Here is a 16,531-nt window from a genome sequence, read left to right on the forward strand (position 1 = left end):
GGCACGGGGGGCGGGCGGTTCGGTGCCGGGCGTCGACTCCGGTGCGGGGGTGCCGGCTGACGGCGGCGCTCCGGCGGGTGGTGTCGCCGAGGGGGCGTTGTCGCAGCGGAAGGTGAGTTCGTCGGTCACCACGCCCTGGACCTGCTGCTCGCTCTTGTCTCTGATCAGCACGTTCTTCACCGACTGTGCCGGCCCGGACACCAGGTCGTCGACGTTCAGGGGGAACTCACAGTTGTCTTCGTAGGAGATGAACGTGTACGACGGCTTCTCCTGGTCGAGGTTTTCGACACAGACTCGCTGGACCGGATTGCTCATCGACAGGAAGAACACCTTCTCGGGCGACCCCTGGTAGACGAGGACGTCGCCGGAGTCGTCGGCGGCCACGTAGTAGTTGCTGCGGACGATCGCGCGAACCACGAAGATGCCCGCGACCAGCGCGGCCACCACGGTCAGTGCGACTCCGGCGACGATCCAGCGGCGCCACTTGCTCTTCTGCTTCGACGCGGGCTGCTCGTCGGTGAGCACCGTCGGACGCTGCGGTTCGGCCGGTGGCGGCCGCAGTGCCGCGGCGCGGCCGGCAGCGGTCGCCGGATCGGGGGTGTAGATCTCTTCGTTCCCGCCGCCGGCTGCGCCGCCGACGATGGGGCGCGAATCGCCGTACTCGGTGTCGACGACATCGGCGAGCACGACGGTGACGTTGTCCGGGCCACCACCGCGCAACGCGAGTTCGATGAGGCGGTCGGCACATTCCTTGGGATCGGCGATGGATCCCATGGTCTCGGCGAGCGTCTCCTCGCTGACGACGTCGGACAGGCCGTCGCTGCAGAGCATGTACCGGTCGCCGGCGCGGGCCTCACGCATCGTGAGTGTCGGCTCCACCTCGGTGCCGGTCAGCGCGCGCATGATCAGCGACCGCTGCGGGTGGGTGTGGGCCTGCTCGGCGGTGATACGACCTTCGTCGACGAGGGTCTGGACGAAGGTGTCGTCGCGGGTGATCTGGGTCAGTACGCCGTCGCGGTACATGTAGCCGCGCGAATCGCCGATGTGGCACAGGCCGATCCGGCTGCCGGCGAACAGGATGGCGGTGAGGGTGGTGCCCATGCCGTCGAGCTCGGGCGACTCGTGCACCTGCGCCGAGATGGCCTCGTTGCCGGCCCGCGTCGCGCGGTCGAGCTGACTGAGCAGGTCGCCGCCGGGCTCGTCGTCGTCGAGCGAACTGAGCGCGCGGATGACCAGTTGGCTGGCGACCTCGCCTGCGGCGTGCCCGCCCATGCCGTCGGCGAGGGCGAGCAGGCGGGGGCCGGCGTAGAACGAATCCTCGTTGTTGGACCGCACGAGACCGCGATCGCTGCGCGCGATGTAGCGCAACACAAGTGTCACGGGCGCAACTCGATCACGGTTTTGCCGATGCGGATCGGCGTGTTCAGCGGAACCTTGACCGCGGTCGTCACCTTGGATCGGTCGAGGTAGGTGCCGTTGGTGGAGCCGAGGTCTTCGACGTACCACTCGTCGCCGCGTCGGGAGAGCCGTGCATGGCGCTCGGAGGCGTAGTCGTCGGTCAGCACGAGTGTCGAGTCATCGGCGCGTCCGAGGAGTACCGGCTGCTGTCCGAGGCTGATCCGGGTGTTCGCCAGGGCGCCGTGCGTCACGACCAGGTAGCGGGCCGCGCCTCGGACGCCGCCACCGCGCCGACGCTTCTCCGAGCCGCCCGAGTACCGCGGGATACGCAGGCCACCTGCGGAGGCGATGTCGGCGCGCAGCGTGCGGATCACGGCGAAGACGAAAAGCCAGAGCAGCAACAAGAACCCGATACGGGTCAGCTGCAGCACCAAGCCCTGCATGTCGTGTCCACCTCCAGCGCGTGACATCTCGGTCGGTCGTACCGGTTGCGAAGACGATCGTCGGCGAAGCCGATCGCAACGGGCGGACCCGACTGCATCTTATGGGCAGATCCGCCGAACCCGGTCATTCGCATATGACAGTTCCGTATCAACCGCTCCGGCCGGTAACGATTGCCGCCCGCGTCGTGGAGGCGTTGTGTCCGGCGGTCGGGCCTGCTACTGGAACCGTACGGTGATGTCGGAGTGCCCCACCCGGATGCGGTCACCGTCGGCGAGTTCCCAGGTGTTGACCTGCAGGTCGTTGACCGTGGTGCCGTTGGTGGAGTTGAGGTCGGTGAGCATCGCGGTGGCCCCGTCCCAGCGGATCTCGACGTGACGGCGCGAGACGCCCGTGTCGGGGAGGCGGAACTGGGCGTCCTGGCCGCGTCCGATCACATTGGATCCCTCGTGCAGCTGGAAGGTGCGGTTGCTGCCGTCTTCGAGGAGAAGGGTGATCGACGACGGCGCATAACCCGCCGCCGGACGTCCGGCGCCGTAGCCACCCTGGTCGTAACCGCCCTGGTAGTCGTAGCCTGCCTGCTGCTGACCGTAGGCCTGCTGGTCGTAACCCTGGTTGTATCCCGGCTGCTGCGAGTAACCCTGGTCGTATCCGGGCTGCTGGCCGTAACCCTGGTCGTAGCCGCCCTGCTGGTAGTCGTAACCCTGCTGCCCGTAGCCGCCGGGCTGCTGGCCGTACCCCTGCTGCTCGTACCCGGGCTGGTTGTACCCCGGCTGCTGACCGTAGGCCTGCTGGTCGTAGCCGCCGGGCTGCTGGCCGTACCCCTGCTGCTCATAGCCGGGCTGTCCGTAACCGGCGGGCTGGCCGTACGCCTGCTGGTCGTAACCGCCGGGCTGCTGCTGGCCGTAAGCCTGGCCCTGGTCGTAAGCCTGCTGCTGGTCGTATCCCTGGTCGTAACCGGGCTGTTGCTGACCGTACTGGTCGTAGCCCTGCTGGTCGTAGCCCTGTCCCGAGCCCTGCTGGCCCGCGCCCTGACCGTACGGGTCGTAGGCGGGATCGGCGCCCCTGCGCTGGTCGTATCCGGGGTTCTGAGTCATCTTGGGGGCTCCTTGGTCGGGGGCGTTCGGCGGGAAAGCAACGGGTGCCGGAGGTCCGGCCGGCGGGTTGGGGGCCTTCGGTGCTCGTGCATCCTGCGGCTGTTCCGTACGCGCAGCCACCGGGCGGGGCCGCGCATCCGGGTTGACCGTGCCGCGAGCGCGGAAGATCCCCGTGTGCAAGGACGGCGATTGCTCGAACTCTACGACGACCTTGCCGTAGGTCTGCCATCCGTTGTCCTTGATGAAGTTTTCCAAGTGCTTCGAGAAAGTCTTGCGGTTCAGCTCGTATTCCGCAGCGATGTGCTGATGATCGGTCGGGCTGAACAGCAACGTATAGGCGTTGGCCGCAAGGACGGTACCGTCACCGAGGTTCTCGAGCGACTCCTCGGCTTCTCGCTGCAGCCCGTTCTCGATCTCCTGCGGGGCCACCTGACCACCGAAGACGCGAGCAAAACCGTCGTCGACCGCACCTTCGAGCTTGCGTTCTAGTCGTTGCAGGATCCCCACCGAGACCTCCTTTCGCGGCATTAGAGCGTGTCGCCGTGCATCTGGCCTTGTTTGATGATAGCGACAACAAGGGCCAACTGTGCCACCAAGGCAACTGGTGCACCGTGTGCACCATCTGTCCCAATGGTCTGTTTCCGACGTTCGACGTAACCTGACGTACTGCACAAATGCAACGTCGGCGAACGAGTTTTGTTTCGGTGGCGGCGTGCTGCTATCGTCGTCCAGTCGCCGGACGCACCCAGTTCGACGACATGCCCACCGGAACTCCGGTGGCCACGGGCGAGTGGCGGAATGGCAGACGCGCTGGCTTCAGGTGCCAGTGTCCTTCGGGACGTGGGGGTTCAAGTCCCCCTTCGCCCACCGAGAGCGGATTCGCTCCACACGACGACAAGGTCAGGTTGCGCACAGCGACCTGACCTTTCTCGTTTCCGGTGCGGGGATGATACGCGCGTGCGCCGCCTGTCGCGACACCTGCCACAGTGGACCCGGAGTCGACCGCGGAGGTGTGGGGTATGAACAAGGACCGCGATCGCGACCCCGACGGTCGCGCTCGCCAGGCCCGCCCGCGTGACGAGCTGGGTCGCCCGCTGCCGTACGGCGCGCAGGGCGTCGAACCCGTCTCCGAGGATCCGTTGCCGCCGGAGGAGACGATCGCGCTCGCCCGGCAGCTCCTCGACGAGGGCCGGCCGTTTTCCGCCCACGAGGTCTACGAGACGCGGTGGAAGTCGTGCCCACCGGAGGAGCGGCCGCTCTGGCAGGGACTTGCGCAACTCTGCGTCGGCCTGACTCATCGTCGACGCGGCAACACCGTCGGGGCTCGTCGCCTCTTCGAGCGGGCCGCCGCGCGGCTCGTCGACTACGAGCGGTCCGGCGGGCCGACGTATGGGCTGGACTTGGCGGCGATCCGCGACGATGCCCGGGCCGAGATCGAGTCCTGACGGTTCGTCACACCGTGCGATACCGCAGGAGCGAGACGCCGAGTTCGAAGCTTTTCGTCTCCATGAGACGTAGCTTCGGGATCTCGAGGCCGGCCGGGAACAGCCTGCGGCCCGATCCCTGGACGGTGGGGTATACGAACAGCCGATACTCATCGACCAGGCCGGCGTCGATCAGCGTGTGACACAGGCTGATACTGCCGGTGACGACGATGTCCTTGCCCTCGGCGTTCTTGAGAGCGGTGACCTCGGTGACCACATCGCCCGACAGCACTGTCGAGTTCTGCCATTCCGGGTCGGTCATCGTGCTCGACACCACGTATTTGTCGACGCCGTTGAGGTACTCGGTGATCCCGGTGGCGTCGTTCTCCTGGTGTGGCCAGAACCCGCGGAAGTCCTCGAAGGTCTGCCGGCCTACGAGCAGCGCATCCGCCTCGGCATCCTGGCGGTGCGACTCGGCCATGAGGTCCGGCGCCTCGATCGTGGGGTCGAACCAGTCGGTCAGCATCTCGATCGAGCCGTCGAGCGTCATGTTCTGGGTGATCGCCAGCGTGCGCATGGTTCTCCTCGGGGTCGTCGGAGTCTTAGAGATACCGACCGGCGAGCCGGGCGATAGTCATCGGGGGATCAGCGCGACGACCGTAGACAGTTCTCGACGATCCGGACGACGAGTTCGTCGTCGTCGATCCCGGGCACGGCCAGACCCAACGATCCCGTCGAGGACAGCATCGCGATCCCGTGCACCCCGACCCACAGCTCGGCCGCCCGCAACTCGGGATCGAGGACGGTACCGCTGTGCTCGATCAGCGAGACCAGCCACGCGAACAGCGGCCGTGAGGTGGTGCGGAGGTCGGCACCTCCGCCCTCGAGCAGGTCGTGCCGAAAGATCAGGGCGAACATCGCAGGTCGACGACGGGCAAACGCAACGTACGCGAATGCGACGTGCCGGATGTTCTGGGGAACCTCGCCCGCCGCACGCATCAGCTCCGAGGACAGGTCCTCCAGGCCTTCGCGGGCGATGGCCGCCAGAAGCGAGCGGTGCGTCGGGAACCATCGGCGGGGAGCGCCGTGCGAGACGCCCGCACGACGTGCGATCTCGCGCAATCCGACATCCGGTGAACCGGTCTCCTCCAACAACTCGACGCCGGCACGAACCAACGCGGTCCTGGTCTTCGCTGACTGCACGTAGACAGTGTCACCCACCTCAGGTAGACACTGTCTATGCGAAGGAGAACAAGTCTGGCGTACGCCCTGTGTCGGTACGTCCTCATCGGTCCCGCCCTCGTCGTGTGGGCGCGACCCCGCATCGTGGGCCGCGAGCATCTGCCCACGCGCGGTCCGGTCATCGTCGCCGCCAATCACCTATCGGTGCTCGATTCCTTCTACCTGGCTCTGGCCGCGCGCCGACCCGTGACGTTCCTCGCCAAGCGTGAGTACTTCGAACGGCCTGGTCCCGTCGGTCGCCTGCAACGCTGGTTCTTTCTCGCCCTGGGGCAGATTCCGGTCGATCGTCGTGGCGGCACGGAAGCGTCGTCGGCACTCCGCCGAGCGGTGGAGATCCTGAATGACGGGGGAGCCTGGGGAATCCACCCCGAAGGCACTCGATCCCCGGACGGGCGGATGTATCGCGGACGGACCGGGGCAGTGCGGGTGGCGCTGATCACGGGGGCGCCGCTCGTACCGGTTGCGATCTCCGGGACCGGGCGAGCGGATGGCCGTTCGCCAGGGAGACACCGGGTCACGATCGACATCCTCCCGGCGCTCGACCTCGGCTCTGGAGGTGCCACCGAGGACCGAATACGCGTCCTCACAGACGAACTGATGGCAACGATCTGTGGGCGGTCCGGACAGAGCTACATCGACGAATACGCGCGGCAGTGGACTCGCGCAGACCGGCCCGGCGCTGCGTAAGCCATCGGAAGGGCGCGTGACTCCTACCGCGGCGTCAGTTCGACGATGGCGAGCGGGCGTGACGTCTTCTTCTGATACCCGGCGTAGCGACCGTTGTTCACCTCGTCGGCGAGAACGAGCCGGCGGGCGTAGTCCGGGTCGTCAGGGTAGGTCGGCCGAGCCGTGACCTGCAGGCGGCGGCGCCCGACCTGGATCTCGCAGTGCGGGTGCGCCTTGAGGTTGGCCAGCCAGCCGGGTGGCCGCGGCGACCCGCCGTTCGACGCGACCACCAGGTAGGCCTCACCGTCCCGGGCGTAGGTGAGCGCGTTGCACCTCGCCTCGCCCGTACGACGCCCGATCGTGCGGAGCAGCAGAGTGGGATTGCCCATGAGGATGCGATGCCCGATGAGGCCGCCGGAGTGCTCGTAGAGCCACTGGTGGGTCTGCAGCGTTCGGATGAACAACGACGTCATGGGACCACTATCGCCGCTCCGGCCCCTGAGGTGCGAGCGAAGCGAGCCTCGAAGGGTACGACGCCCGCGTCATTGGCCCCTTCGAGGCTCGTCGCTGCGCTCCTCGCACCTCAGGGAGCAGGCGCGCTCACCTCAGTCAGCGGAGGGGTTGTCTCCACTCGCGACCCGCTCGGCGAATCCGGCGAGGTGCGTGCGCAGCGCGGCGATGCGCTGTTGCCGGACGGTCTCGGGGTCGTCGGTGGAGAAGATGGCCGACGGCTTGGCCCGGACGTTCGCGGAGCACTCGAAGTGCGAGCAGATCAACGTGCCCACGGTGTTGCCCTTGCGTCCGGATGCGCCGGCGAACTTCGCACTGAAGAAGGCGACCTCGTTGGGAAGGTGGACGTCCTCGCAGAACGAACACAACGGCCGGTTGCGCGGCTGGCGCCCGCCCAGGCGGAGCATGATGCCGACCACGTCGTCGTCCGTGGGGATGACGAGGTAGCCGACCATGGGCAGTTTCGGGTCGCGCCAGCCCACGAAATCGAGCTTCTCCCAGTCGGTTTCGTCGAAGTCGGAGGGAAGGGTCAGGCTCTTGCGCTCGCGCAGGGTCGCATTGACGAACGACGAACGGATCTGGGCCTCGGTCAAAGCATGCATGAGTGTCTACACCTCAGGTGTCGGAGGAAGGTTGCGGAAGGCACACGTCAACCGGCGCGGTCGTCGCTGGGACGGACACGCGCCGGTCGGGGCGGGGTGCTCAACCGTCGGCGCGCACGACGCCGACGACCTCCTCACGCCCGGAGGGCGACACACTGTCAGACACGAGGACCGATGGTGGACCCCCGGGCCATCGCTGTCAACCCGTTTCCGGCCTCATCGCGCTCATGAACTGCGTTCCCGCTCACCCAAATAGGGTGAGCGGGAACGGATTCGGTGAGCGATGCCTCAGGCGGCGAGCAACCCCGCGATCCTGACCACCCGCTGTGCCATGTGGCCGAGAGCCGCCTTGGTGGCGTCGTCGAGTTCGTTCTGGTTCTCCGGACCGGTGACGTGCGAGACGCCGTACGGATTGCCGTCGGCGAACTTCAGGCCGTCGGTGTAACCCGGCGGGACGAGGACACCGCCGAAGTGCATCAGTGACGTGTAGAGCCCGGTGAGGGTGGTCTCCTGGCCGCCGTGGGCCGTCTGGCTGGAGGTGAAGGCGGCATACGCCTTGTCGGCCAGTTTGCCCTGCGCCCACAGGCCGCCGAGCGAGTCCAGGAAGGTCTGGAACGGAGAAGCCGTGCTGCCGAACCTGGTCGGGCTGCCGAAGATCACACCGTCGGCCCAGACGATGTCGTCCCCGGTCGCGGCGGGAAGATCCTTGGTGGCTTCGTAGTTGGCCGACCACGCCGGGTTGTCGGCGAAGGTCTCGGGATCGCGGGTCTCGGCGATGTGGCGGACGCGCACCTCGGCCCCGGCGGCCTCCCCGGCCGATGCGAGCTCCTGCGCCATCGTCGTGCCGTGCCCGGTGGACGAGTAGTAGATGATCGCCAGCTTGGTCATGTGTCACTCCCTGTCGATGATTGCAACGTTCCGCCGGCGGGTACCCGCCGTCCGTGATTCGACACCCACACGCTTGGCGAGCGGCCGTCGTCGGGATTCGTAGGCCCGTCGTGAGCGGATAGGTGGAGCGATGCTGTTCATCGGTACGTCGGGCTGGCAGTACAAGGACTGGCGCGGCGCGTTCTACCCCGAGAAGCTGCCCCAACGGTCGTGGCTGAACTTCTACGCAGAGCACTTCCCGACAGCGGAGGTGAACAACACCTTCTATCGGTTGCCAGAGAAGACCGCCTTCGAGCACTGGGCCGAAGCCGTGCCGCGCGACTTCCGCATGGCCGCGAAGATGAGCCGCTACCTCACCCACATCAAGCGGCTGAAGGAACCGGCAGAGCCCGTGCAGCGATTCCTGGACAGGTCCGGAGGCCTCGACGGCCGGCTCGGTCCCGTGCTTCTGCAGCTGCCGCCCAACCTGAAGGCGCAGCCGGATGCACTCGCCGAGACCCTGGACCTTTTCCCGACGAGCGTCCAGGTCGCCGTCGAACCCCGTCACGACTCATGGTGGACCGACGACGTCCGGGAGATCCTCGAACAGCACAACGCCGCGCTGTGCTGGGCCGACCGGAAGAACCGGATGCTCACCCCGTCGTGGCGCACGGCCGACTTCGGCTACCTGCGCCTGCACGACGGGACGGCGAAGCGCCCCATGAGTTACGGGGTCCGCGCCATCGACAGCTGGCTCCGACGCCTCGCCGACACGTACGACGCCGCCTGCGACGTCTATGTCTACTTCAACAACGATCCCGGCTGTGCGGCAATCGACAACGCGTTCACCATGATTCGCCGCGCGCAACGGATGGGGATTCCGGTCAGGACCGTCGAGGACTGATCCGGCCGAACGGGCCGATCCGCTGTGCGGCACGGCCGGGTCCACCGTTCGACGGAATCGGAGCAGAGGCGCCGCCGACGACGTCGCAGCCCGCCCAACGCTCGGTACGGTGCGAGGACCGTCGAGGACTGATCCGGCCGAACGGGCCGATCCGCTGTGCGGCACGGCCGGGTCCACCGTTCGACGGAATCGGAGCAGAGGCGCCGCCGACGACGTCGCAGCCCGCCCAACGCTCGGTACGGTGCGAGCATGTCGATCCTCCTGATGCTCGTCGTCCTCCTCGCGCTGCTGGGCGTTCTCGCTGCCGGGATCGCGGGGATCGTCGTCCTCGTATCGCGCAACTCGAAGAGGCCGGCGGGCGGCGGCGTCCAGGGAGTCGTGGGTGGCTGGTACCCGGATCCGCAGGACCCGGCCGCGGACCGGTATCACGACGGTCAGACCTGGACCACTCACACCCGGCCCCGCGTCATCGACGGTGACATGGGGCCGGATCACCTCACGTGACGGGCGTCACGGCTCTTAATTGGTATCGGGCATACCAATTTGTGATCTACTGACGTTATGCAACTGACACGCTTCACCGACATCGGCCTCCGAGTCGTGATGCGGTTGGCTGTTGCACACCAGGGTGACTGGGCTGCAACAGCTCTTACCACCAAGGATCTCGCCCGGGAACTCGCGGTGCCGTACACCCACGTCGCCAAGGTCGTCGGCAGGCTGTCGGAGATGGGCGTCGTACATGCTCGACGCGGCCGGACGGGCGGACTGACGATCACCGAGCTCGGTCGCGAAGCGCGGGTCGGATGGCTGGCGCGTTCACTCGAAGGCGACGGCGAGGTCGTGGAATGTGAAGGCGCACAACCGTGTCCGCTGAGGCACGCCTGCCGGCTCCGGGGCTCGCTCGCCCGCGCGGTCGCGGCCTTCTACGAGAGCCTGGACTCCGAGACGGTCGCCGACCTCGCCCGCGAGCCGACGACCGCCGTGTTGTTGTCGCTCACACCGCGTCCGTCCGGCGACGAGCCGTCTGCGACGACGCCCCGACGTCTCGGCTCCTGACCCGATGCCGGATCAACCCGATCCGCCGGACCCCAGATTTCCTGCGCACCAACCGATGAGCAGCTGAACAAAGGAGTTCTCATGCTGTCTGACACCCAACGCGCGACGATCGCCGCCACGCTCCCCGCGGTCGAAGGATCGCTCGCGGAGATCACGCCGCGGTTCTATCGCGGACTCTTCGCGGCGCACCCGGACCTGCTCGACAACCTCTTCAACCGGACCCACCAGAAGTCGGGCGAACAACCGCAGGCGCTCGCGGGTTCGATCGCGGCGTTCGCGCGTCTCCAGCTGGAACCGGATGTTCGTCGACAGCGATTCATCCTCGATCGCATCGCGCACAAGCACGCGTCGCTGGGGGTCACCGCCGAGCAGTACGCAGTGGTACACGACCACCTGTTCGCGGCGATCGTCGAGGTGCTGGGCGCGGCGGTCACGCCGGAGGTCGCCGATGCGTGGGACCAGCTCTACTGGGACATGGCCGATCTCCTGATCAGCTCCGAAGCCGATCTCTATGCCGAAGCAGGCGTCGAACCGGGGCAGGTGTGGCGTGAGGTCCGCGTCATCGGGCGCGAGCAGGTCTCGCCCGACACCGTTGCGCTGACGCTGGCCCCGGTCGAGGGTCAACTCCCGAGCTTCCGCCCCGGACAGTACATCTCCGTCCAGGTCCCGCTGCTCGACGGCGCACGGCAGATCCGTCAGTACAGTCTGACCGGCTCGGCCGGCGAACCCACGTGGCGCTTCAGCGTCAAACTCGCCGGCGAGGTGTCGGCGCACCTGCACGAGCACGTCTTCGAAGGCGACCTCCTGCATGTCAGCACCCCGTTCGGCGACCTGATCCTGCCCGACGACGACGCGCCCCTACTGCTGGCCTCGGCCGGTATCGGTTGCACACCGGTCATCGGCCTGCTGACCGCGTTGTCGGAGAGGCGCGACGCGCGCCCGGTGACCGTGCTGCACGCCGACCGATCCCGAGATCGCCAGCCGCATCGCGGAATGCTTGCCGCACTGACGGATTCGCTTCCCTCGGGACGTCTGATCCAGTGGTACGAGAACGCGTCACCGCATGTCGTCTCCGACGCGGTGCGACTCGGGCAGATGTCGCTGGACGGGGTCGCCGTCGACCGGAACTCCCACGTCATGCTCTGCGGCCCGACCGGCTTCTTGTCGTCGATGCGGGAGGCGTTCCTCGACCATGAGATCGACGAGAGCCGCATCCACTACGAGACGTTCGGACCGGAACTCCTGCGCACGGGCGCCCGATGAGCACTGCGGCAGCGGTCGTCACCGCGCTGACGTTCCTGTGGCTCGGCATGGTGGTCGCGATCTCGTTCGTCGAGGCGCCGCTGAAGTTCCGTGCCCCGGGCGTCACGGTGCCGATCGGGCTGGGCATCGGTCGTCTCGTCTTCCGCGCGCTCAACGCGGCCGAGATCGTTTGGGCGGCGGGCATTCTCGTGGCCGTAGTCCTCGGTGAGTGGGGTGGTCTCGCGAAGCCGATCGCCGCCGGTGTCGCCATCGCCGCGCTCGTCGTCCAGCTCGCGGCCGTACGACCCGCCCTGACCAGACGCTCCGACGCCGTGCTCGCCGGGCACGAGGGACCCCGCAGTCACGCCCACTTCGTGTACGTCGGATTCGAGGTGGTCAAGGTGATCGCGCTGATCTGGCTTGGCACTGCGGTGCTGATCGCGGCCACCTGATCCGCGGGAAACCCTGATCCCTGAGGTGTGCGGAGCGCTGGCGACGAGCCTCGAAGGGCTGGCGACCTGACTCACGGGACCCTTCGTGGCTCGCTTCGCTCGCACCTCAGGGAGGGGGATGGGGGCCGCTAAGGGGTCGAACGGCGCAGATGCGCCGACCCGACGTCGAGCATCGCGTCACCCACGTTCCACCGCCAGTCCGGAATTCGATCCCGATACGGCGGATCCGATCGGCCGACACCGCCCCTGGCGGCTGTCGACTCAACTCCAGGTGCGGAATCCGCGTTCGTCACGCTGTGCGGTGGCGAGCTCGAACCGCGCGCGGCGACGTAGCGGTGCAGGTGCGCGATCCCGGTCTCGAACCGCAGATCGGTTGTACGGGTGTGACCGGAAGGGCCGTCCGTTCTTCTGTTGTGTTCTGTCACAATGACTCTCGCGCAGTCTAGCGTGACCATGCGATGCCGAGTGAGGTCGGGATCGATGGGGTCGATCCGGCAGTGGTCGACCACGTGGACGTGGGGGCTGATGTCGGGGTCGGCGGCTCGTTCGTAGAGCGCCCACATGCGTAGGTGGTCGCCGTGGCGGGAGTCGAACTCGATCCGCCGGCGGCGGCTTCGCCCTGCTGGTCGAGTAGGGCGTAGATCCACCGTTAAATGGCTTGGGTGAGGCCGCGGGGGGCGGCCGTCACGCAGCGCCGCGGTGTCGAGACCGTAGAGGCCGTACCGGATGGCGAGGGGCCGGAATCGTAGGCGCAGGGTGTCGAGGTCGGCGGGCACGGCGAATCGACCGGTCAGGGCTCCGCGGCCCAGTATTCGGGCCTCGCACCAGGATCGGGCGACCTGCCCGGGCGGCACGGCGGGGTAGAGCTCGTCATCCTCGTCGTCGACGGTGATGTCGTCGAGTTCGGCGATGAGTTGCGGGCTGGGGCGCGCGAACGCGAGGACCTCGAGGTAGCAGGCCAGGGGAGTGTCGGCGCAGTACAGGCTGCGCCACACCCCGTCGGGGTCGTCTCAGCAGCCGGCGAATCGGCCGTTGGTGGCGTACTCCCAGGGCGTCCACTCCCACAGGCTGGGGGCGTAACCCACCCGGTAGACGGGCATGCCCTCTCGGGCGGTGGGGGTGTTCGGTCCGTGCGGGGTGGTAACTGTCGGTAGGGGTGGTGGGGTCATCCCACCGCGGCGAACTGGCGGGCGGCGTCCAACACCTGGGGGCCGACGTCGGCGAGTTCTCCCTCGCGCAGCAACAGGGCCGGCGCGCGGTCGTCGAGGACTGGATTGAGGCCCTGGAACCAGGCTTGGGCGACAGCAGGGCTGTCACGTTCGGTGATCATGTCGGTCAGGGGCGGGGCCAGCATTGCTGTTCGTGGTCGGCTGGGCAGGTGGCAGTGCAGCATCGAGGGGACTTTCCGTGGTACGTCGCGCACGTTCCACCGCCAGTCCAGGAACTCGCTCTCGATGCGGCGGATCCGCTCGGCCGACAACCGGCCCCGGCGGTACTCGGTACGCCGACTATCGACCCAACTCCCGATGCGGAATCCGTCGATCGTCGCCCCGTGCGGCGGCGAGCTCGAACCGTGCGCGGCGACGTACCGGTGCAGGTGCGCGATCCCGGCCTCGAACCGCTCCTCACAACTACTCATCGCGGCTCACCAGCTCGCTCGATCAGCGCTCCGGATCTGCGTCACCGATTATCGGCCTCGTTGCGCCACAGGGTGTTTGCACGGGCGGTGCAACTCGCCAAATCACTGGAGTCTCTGTTGCGGAGGTCGATCGACAACAGCGAGTCCTGCCAGACGCTCGCCAGGTAGAGCGTGCCGTCGTGTTCGACTGCGCCGGTCGCGGTGTCGAATGAAGGATGCACGCCGCGGACCTCATCAACCACCTGACCGTCGGGGTCCACGCATATCGCCCACACGATGGTCTCGGGGTTGGGACGCAGGATGTCGGGAAGTCGCCAGATCGCCGAGCGTATGAATCCGGGCCAGTTCGCTGACCGGTCGAGCGCGGTGTTGCGGGGGTTGGTCATCGCGATCCACGATCGGCCGTCGGCGAATCGGGACATGTTGTCGGGGAACCCGTGCATGTTCGACAGCAGCACCTCGACCTCGCCCTGCCGGGGCCCGGTCAGCCACAGCCGCGACAGACTGTAGTTGCCCGTTTCGGTGAACAGCAGCGACCGCCGATCGGGTGCGAGGGCAACCCCGTTGGGGAAGTGGAGGCCATCGAGGACGGTTGTCACGGTCCCGTCCGGGTCTCGGCGGAAGAGTCGTCCCGACGGCCGGTGTTCCAGGAGCGCACCCATGTAGTGCTCGAAGTCGAACCGGTCGGTCGACTCGGTGAACCACACCGTGCCGTCCGGGCCGGCGGCGGCGTTCGAGCAGAACCGCAGCCGAACGCCATCGACCTGGTCGACCAGCGTTTCGACCTCGCCCATGGACTGATCCACCCGCAGCAACCCCCTGTGCGCATCACACACGAGTAGGCGCCCGTCCTCGCACACCTCCAGGCCCAGTGGCCGACCACCGGTGTCCGCGATGATGCTCCGTTCCCCGGTGGAGGGGTCGACTCGAACGATCGCACCACCGGTGACGCCGCAGATCAGCGACCCATCCAGGCCCGCCACCACGTCTTCCGCGGTTCCCGCGACGAGCGTGCAGGGTTCCGCGTCCGCAGGAAGCTCGGACCGGTGCAGCTCAGCGGTCGGCGGTCGAATCGTCCGCGTCGCAGGGGAGAGTCCCGGTTTCCGATGGGGCACGACCTGAAAGTGTAAACGCGCGCTCGGTCGCCGACCGCGCGCGATCAGTCAGCGTTTCTGTTGTAGTCACCCTGGGCCCTGCGGCGAAGGATCTCGGCGTATGTTGGCTCCTTCGAGCCGGCGGGCAGTGGTGTCGCATATGGGTCGCCGTACGTCGTGATGCGATGGGCATGCTGCTTGCACACCTTGCCGAAACCATCTCGCTCTGCGCGAGCGGTGTATCTACAGCTCCCGTCAGGGAGATCGCCGTTCAACCCACACTTGTCGAGTTCCCTGTCCATCACGCCTACCTCCGCGATTTCATTTTCTGTTGGGCGTATGTAGGTGCCAGAGTCGAATGTCACGCCCAGTCCTAGAAGTACACGGAACGGACGATCACGAACGAGATTGCAGCGGAAACGGTGGGCAGCACGATGATCGCTGCCAAGATCGCCACGAACGGACGGTCGTGGCCGTCGACCGCATCGCTTGGCCGATCGTCTTCCATGCGTACTTCGACCACGTGTGCGGCGGCCACGGGGGCGGTGTGCTCGTAGTCATGATTTCGCCTCCTGGGCAGCGTTTTTGGCCTTCTTGCGTTCGTTCAACCTGCGCTTGCGTCGCGCTACGCGTCGTCGCGCCGCCCTCTCCTCGGTGCTGAACACACCCGTCAACCCGTAGTGGTGATGCTTGACGTACCCGAGCTTCGCGGATGGGTCTTCCTCCCACCGCAGTCGCTCCTCTATCAGGTCAGCGGCCATCAGCTCGTGGATACCCTTTGTCACTGTCTTGCCTGAGATCCCGTACCAGTCCTGCATCTGCTCCCGGAGGAGCTCGACGTCGGGCTTCTTCGTTGTCTCCTTCAAGACGATCAGCAGCACCGCGAGAGCGGCAGGACTCAGCGTCGCGAAGTGCTGCTCGGTCCAGAACTCATGAGGGAGAGTGAAGTAGGCGTTGTACCAATCCCTCTGCCCAGCCGGTACAACGTAGTCGTCCTTCCCGTCCTCGCGACGCGGGACGATTCGGGTCAATCGCCCTTCCCGTTTACGCTCGACCAGTCCCAGCTTCTCGAGCTCGCCCCACGTTCTCGACAACGTAGACGGCGACCAGGTGAGCGCGTTCGCTGTCCCCGGCCCCTCCGCGGTCAGAGCGCGAACCCACACCTCGGCCGCCAGCGGAGTGTGTCGCGCGGAGAGCCACGGCCACCACGTCAGCAGCAGCAGATAGAGGACCAGAGCGCGATGATGCCGGGCCCTTCGTCAGCATGCCCACCGTGCTCGGCCGCGGCTTCGTCTCATCAGGCTGTTGGACGAGGACAAAACCGGTTGACTGAGTACCCGCGTGGCGACCAAGAGAGCAACTTCTCCCGCGTCGCACCTGGGCTCGGTGCGGGTGGGGGAGGCGAGGAAACCGTGCCAGATCCGGACGCCGGGATTTGCGTGTTCACGACGTCAGCTTGCCACGAACCGGGAACCTATCGAGTCCTGATCGGTACGCCGTCGATTGCGGCGCCGTTCCGTCTCTTACTCTTAAAAGAATGCGATACTTAGTGCGATGCTAAGTGCGACATTAATGCGATGTATATGCAAGATGCCACCCCTCGATTTTGGAGACTCGGGTAGTCACTTGTTTCGCGGTACAGACCATTGAGGTGATCTCAGATTGATTTCTGTCTATCCGCGCTGGCGACCCGGCGGATTGGCCATGTAGGTAGGCGGTGGGATCGTATTCGCGGTGGCCGCCGGAACCTCGGTGGCGGAAGGCCTAAGTCTGATCTGGCCACCATGCCGCGTCCTCGTCCCTCTGCTCGCGGTTGTTCATGCGGTGGAGGTCAGGTGTCCCTGCAAGATCTGCGCCACAATCTCTCTCGTGACGCCACCGCCACCGAGGTTCCGGC

21 protein-coding genes and 1 tRNA gene are annotated in these 16,531 nt (G+C 66.8%); 8 read left to right on the forward strand and 14 right to left on the reverse strand.

Annotated features, from left to right (window positions below; all coding sequences use genetic code 11):
• The 3 genes from MAY35_RS22735 to MAY35_RS22745 form a co-directional block, all read right to left on the reverse strand.
• Positions 1–1,380 (reverse strand): PP2C family serine/threonine-protein phosphatase (locus MAY35_RS22735; protein ID WP_238423555.1); only part of this gene is annotated, 1,380 nt, incomplete at its 3' end.
• On the reverse strand, positions 1,377–1,841 hold the full coding sequence (locus tag MAY35_RS22740; protein ID WP_238423556.1) for an FHA domain-containing protein: 465 nt from the start codon (positions 1,839–1,841) through the stop codon (positions 1,377–1,379). The genes MAY35_RS22735 and MAY35_RS22740, both read right to left, overlap by 4 nt.
• Positions 1,842–2,057: 216 nt before the next feature.
• Positions 2,058–3,443 carry a DUF3662 and FHA domain-containing protein gene (locus MAY35_RS22745; protein WP_238423557.1) on the reverse strand — a complete coding sequence of 462 codons (1,386 nt, stop codon included), beginning with the start codon at positions 3,441–3,443 and terminating at the stop codon, positions 2,058–2,060.
• A 277-nt stretch (positions 3,444–3,720) separates the two neighbouring features.
• Between MAY35_RS22745 and MAY35_RS22750 the strand changes: the two genes are divergently transcribed.
• Both MAY35_RS22750 and MAY35_RS22755 read left to right on the forward strand, forming a co-directional pair.
• A tRNA-Leu gene (locus tag MAY35_RS22750) sits at positions 3,721–3,803 on the forward strand.
• Positions 3,804–3,955: 152 nt separating this feature from the next.
• Positions 3,956–4,381 (forward strand): DUF309 domain-containing protein, encoded by a 426-nt coding sequence (locus tag MAY35_RS22755; RefSeq protein WP_238423558.1) that lies wholly within the window; start codon positions 3,956–3,958, stop codon positions 4,379–4,381.
• A 7-nt stretch (positions 4,382–4,388) separates the two neighbouring features.
• On the opposite strand, the gene MAY35_RS22760 is transcribed toward MAY35_RS22755, so the two are convergent.
• Together MAY35_RS22760 and MAY35_RS22765 are read right to left on the reverse strand one after the other, a co-directional pair.
• Positions 4,389–4,937: a dihydrofolate reductase family protein gene (locus MAY35_RS22760; protein ID WP_238423559.1), complete on the reverse strand. Its 549-nt coding sequence runs from the start codon at positions 4,935–4,937 to the stop codon at positions 4,389–4,391.
• A gap of 68 nt (positions 4,938–5,005) precedes the next feature.
• Positions 5,006–5,563, reverse strand: coding sequence for a TetR/AcrR family transcriptional regulator (locus MAY35_RS22765; protein WP_238423560.1), 558 nt, complete (start codon positions 5,561–5,563; stop codon positions 5,006–5,008).
• A gap of 36 nt (positions 5,564–5,599) precedes the next feature.
• Between MAY35_RS22765 and MAY35_RS22770 the strand changes: the two genes are divergently transcribed.
• The gene (locus MAY35_RS22770) at positions 5,600–6,289 is read left to right on the forward strand and encodes a 1-acyl-sn-glycerol-3-phosphate acyltransferase (protein ID WP_238423561.1); all 690 of its coding nucleotides are present in this window, start codon (positions 5,600–5,602) and stop codon (positions 6,287–6,289) included.
• Between the two features lie 23 nt (positions 6,290–6,312).
• Here MAY35_RS22770 and MAY35_RS22775 read toward each other — a convergent pair whose 3' ends face one another.
• The 3 genes from MAY35_RS22775 to wrbA form a co-directional block, all read right to left on the reverse strand.
• On the reverse strand, positions 6,313–6,741 hold the full coding sequence (locus tag MAY35_RS22775; protein WP_238423562.1) for a nitroreductase family deazaflavin-dependent oxidoreductase: 429 nt from the start codon (positions 6,739–6,741) through the stop codon (positions 6,313–6,315).
• A gap of 132 nt (positions 6,742–6,873) precedes the next feature.
• Positions 6,874–7,380, reverse strand: coding sequence for an FBP domain-containing protein (locus MAY35_RS22780; RefSeq protein WP_238423563.1), 507 nt, complete (start codon positions 7,378–7,380; stop codon positions 6,874–6,876).
• Positions 7,381–7,668: 288 nt separating this feature from the next.
• Positions 7,669–8,268, reverse strand: a complete 600-nt coding sequence (gene wrbA, locus MAY35_RS22785; protein WP_238423564.1) for an NAD(P)H:quinone oxidoreductase — start codon at positions 8,266–8,268, stop codon at positions 7,669–7,671.
• 130 nt (positions 8,269–8,398) lie between these two features.
• Between wrbA and MAY35_RS22790 the strand changes: the two genes are divergently transcribed.
• The 5 genes from MAY35_RS22790 to MAY35_RS22810 all read left to right on the forward strand — a co-directional run bounded on the left by MAY35_RS22790 (position 8,399) and on the right by MAY35_RS22810 (position 11,901).
• Positions 8,399–9,151 carry a DUF72 domain-containing protein gene (locus MAY35_RS22790; protein WP_238423565.1) on the forward strand — a complete coding sequence of 251 codons (753 nt, stop codon included), beginning with the start codon at positions 8,399–8,401 and terminating at the stop codon, positions 9,149–9,151.
• Between the two features lie 249 nt (positions 9,152–9,400).
• A complete protein-coding gene (locus MAY35_RS22795) occupies positions 9,401–9,655 on the forward strand; it encodes a DUF2510 domain-containing protein (protein WP_238423566.1) in 255 nt (84 codons plus the stop codon).
• A gap of 57 nt (positions 9,656–9,712) precedes the next feature.
• On the forward strand, positions 9,713–10,207 hold the full coding sequence (locus MAY35_RS22800; RefSeq protein ID WP_238423567.1) for an Rrf2 family transcriptional regulator: 495 nt from the start codon (positions 9,713–9,715) through the stop codon (positions 10,205–10,207).
• Positions 10,208–10,288: 81 nt separating this feature from the next.
• Positions 10,289–11,470 carry a globin domain-containing protein gene (locus MAY35_RS22805; protein ID WP_238423568.1) on the forward strand — a complete coding sequence of 394 codons (1,182 nt, stop codon included), beginning with the start codon at positions 10,289–10,291 and terminating at the stop codon, positions 11,468–11,470.
• Positions 11,467–11,901 carry a hypothetical protein gene (locus MAY35_RS22810; RefSeq protein WP_238423569.1) on the forward strand — a complete coding sequence of 145 codons (435 nt, stop codon included), beginning with the start codon at positions 11,467–11,469 and terminating at the stop codon, positions 11,899–11,901. The genes MAY35_RS22805 and MAY35_RS22810 overlap by 4 nt, the downstream gene beginning before the upstream one ends.
• A 128-nt stretch (positions 11,902–12,029) precedes the next feature.
• On the opposite strand, the gene MAY35_RS22815 is transcribed toward MAY35_RS22810, so the two are convergent.
• The 6 genes from MAY35_RS22815 to MAY35_RS22840 all read right to left on the reverse strand — a co-directional run bounded on the left by MAY35_RS22815 (position 12,030) and on the right by MAY35_RS22840 (position 15,665).
• Complete coding sequence (locus MAY35_RS22815) at positions 12,030–12,896, reverse strand: hypothetical protein (protein ID WP_238423570.1); 867 nt, start codon at positions 12,894–12,896, stop codon at positions 12,030–12,032.
• Between the two features lie 15 nt (positions 12,897–12,911).
• Entirely contained in the window at positions 12,912–13,070 is a 159-nt protein-coding gene (locus MAY35_RS22820) for a hypothetical protein (protein ID WP_238423571.1), read from the reverse strand.
• Positions 13,067–13,540 carry a helicase associated domain-containing protein gene (locus MAY35_RS22825; protein ID WP_238423572.1) on the reverse strand — a complete coding sequence of 158 codons (474 nt, stop codon included), beginning with the start codon at positions 13,538–13,540 and terminating at the stop codon, positions 13,067–13,069. The genes MAY35_RS22820 and MAY35_RS22825 overlap by 4 nt, the downstream gene beginning before the upstream one ends.
• Positions 13,541–13,581: 41 nt before the next feature.
• Positions 13,582–14,523 (reverse strand): SMP-30/gluconolactonase/LRE family protein, encoded by a 942-nt coding sequence (locus MAY35_RS22830; RefSeq protein WP_238423573.1) that lies wholly within the window; start codon positions 14,521–14,523, stop codon positions 13,582–13,584.
• 484 nt (positions 14,524–15,007) lie between these two features.
• On the reverse strand, positions 15,008–15,172 hold the full coding sequence (locus MAY35_RS22835; RefSeq protein ID WP_238423574.1) for a hypothetical protein: 165 nt from the start codon (positions 15,170–15,172) through the stop codon (positions 15,008–15,010).
• Positions 15,173–15,191: 19 nt separating this feature from the next.
• Entirely contained in the window at positions 15,192–15,665 is a 474-nt protein-coding gene (locus tag MAY35_RS22840) for a hypothetical protein (protein WP_238423575.1), read from the reverse strand.
• Positions 15,666–16,531 lie beyond the last annotated feature (866 nt).

The sequence above is a fragment of the Gordonia sp. 'Campus' genome, from assembly GCF_022206305.1.
Taxonomy (GTDB): domain Bacteria; phylum Actinomycetota; class Actinomycetes; order Mycobacteriales; family Mycobacteriaceae; genus Gordonia.

Bases quoted from the DNA above. Each gene is read 5' to 3' on its own strand.
- MAY35_RS22755 (WP_238423558.1), top strand. From the start codon at position 3,956: ATGAACAAGGACCGCGATCGCGACCCCGACGGTCGCGCTCGCCAGGCC.
- MAY35_RS22780 (WP_238423563.1), bottom strand. From the start codon at position 7,380: ATGCATGCTTTGACCGAGGCCCAGATCCGTTCGTCGTTCGTCAATGCG.
- MAY35_RS22825 (WP_238423572.1), bottom strand. From the start codon at position 13,540: ATGAGTAGTTGTGAGGAGCGGTTCGAGGCCGGGATCGCGCACCTGCAC.
- MAY35_RS22775 (WP_238423562.1), bottom strand. From the start codon at position 6,741: ATGACGTCGTTGTTCATCCGAACGCTGCAGACCCACCAGTGGCTCTAC.
- MAY35_RS22740 (WP_238423556.1), bottom strand. From the start codon at position 1,841: ATGCAGGGCTTGGTGCTGCAGCTGACCCGTATCGGGTTCTTGTTGCTG.
- MAY35_RS22820 (WP_238423571.1), bottom strand. From the start codon at position 13,070: ATGACCCCACCACCCCTACCGACAGTTACCACCCCGCACGGACCGAAC.
- MAY35_RS22800 (WP_238423567.1), top strand. From the start codon at position 9,713: ATGCAACTGACACGCTTCACCGACATCGGCCTCCGAGTCGTGATGCGG.
- wrbA (WP_238423564.1), bottom strand. From the start codon at position 8,268: ATGACCAAGCTGGCGATCATCTACTACTCGTCCACCGGGCACGGCACG.
- MAY35_RS22805 (WP_238423568.1), top strand. From the start codon at position 10,289: ATGCTGTCTGACACCCAACGCGCGACGATCGCCGCCACGCTCCCCGCG.
- MAY35_RS22770 (WP_238423561.1), top strand. From the start codon at position 5,600: ATGCGAAGGAGAACAAGTCTGGCGTACGCCCTGTGTCGGTACGTCCTC.
- MAY35_RS22795 (WP_238423566.1), top strand. From the start codon at position 9,401: ATGTCGATCCTCCTGATGCTCGTCGTCCTCCTCGCGCTGCTGGGCGTT.
- MAY35_RS22760 (WP_238423559.1), bottom strand. From the start codon at position 4,937: ATGCGCACGCTGGCGATCACCCAGAACATGACGCTCGACGGCTCGATC.
- MAY35_RS22790 (WP_238423565.1), top strand. From the start codon at position 8,399: ATGCTGTTCATCGGTACGTCGGGCTGGCAGTACAAGGACTGGCGCGGC.
- MAY35_RS22810 (WP_238423569.1), top strand. From the start codon at position 11,467: ATGAGCACTGCGGCAGCGGTCGTCACCGCGCTGACGTTCCTGTGGCTC.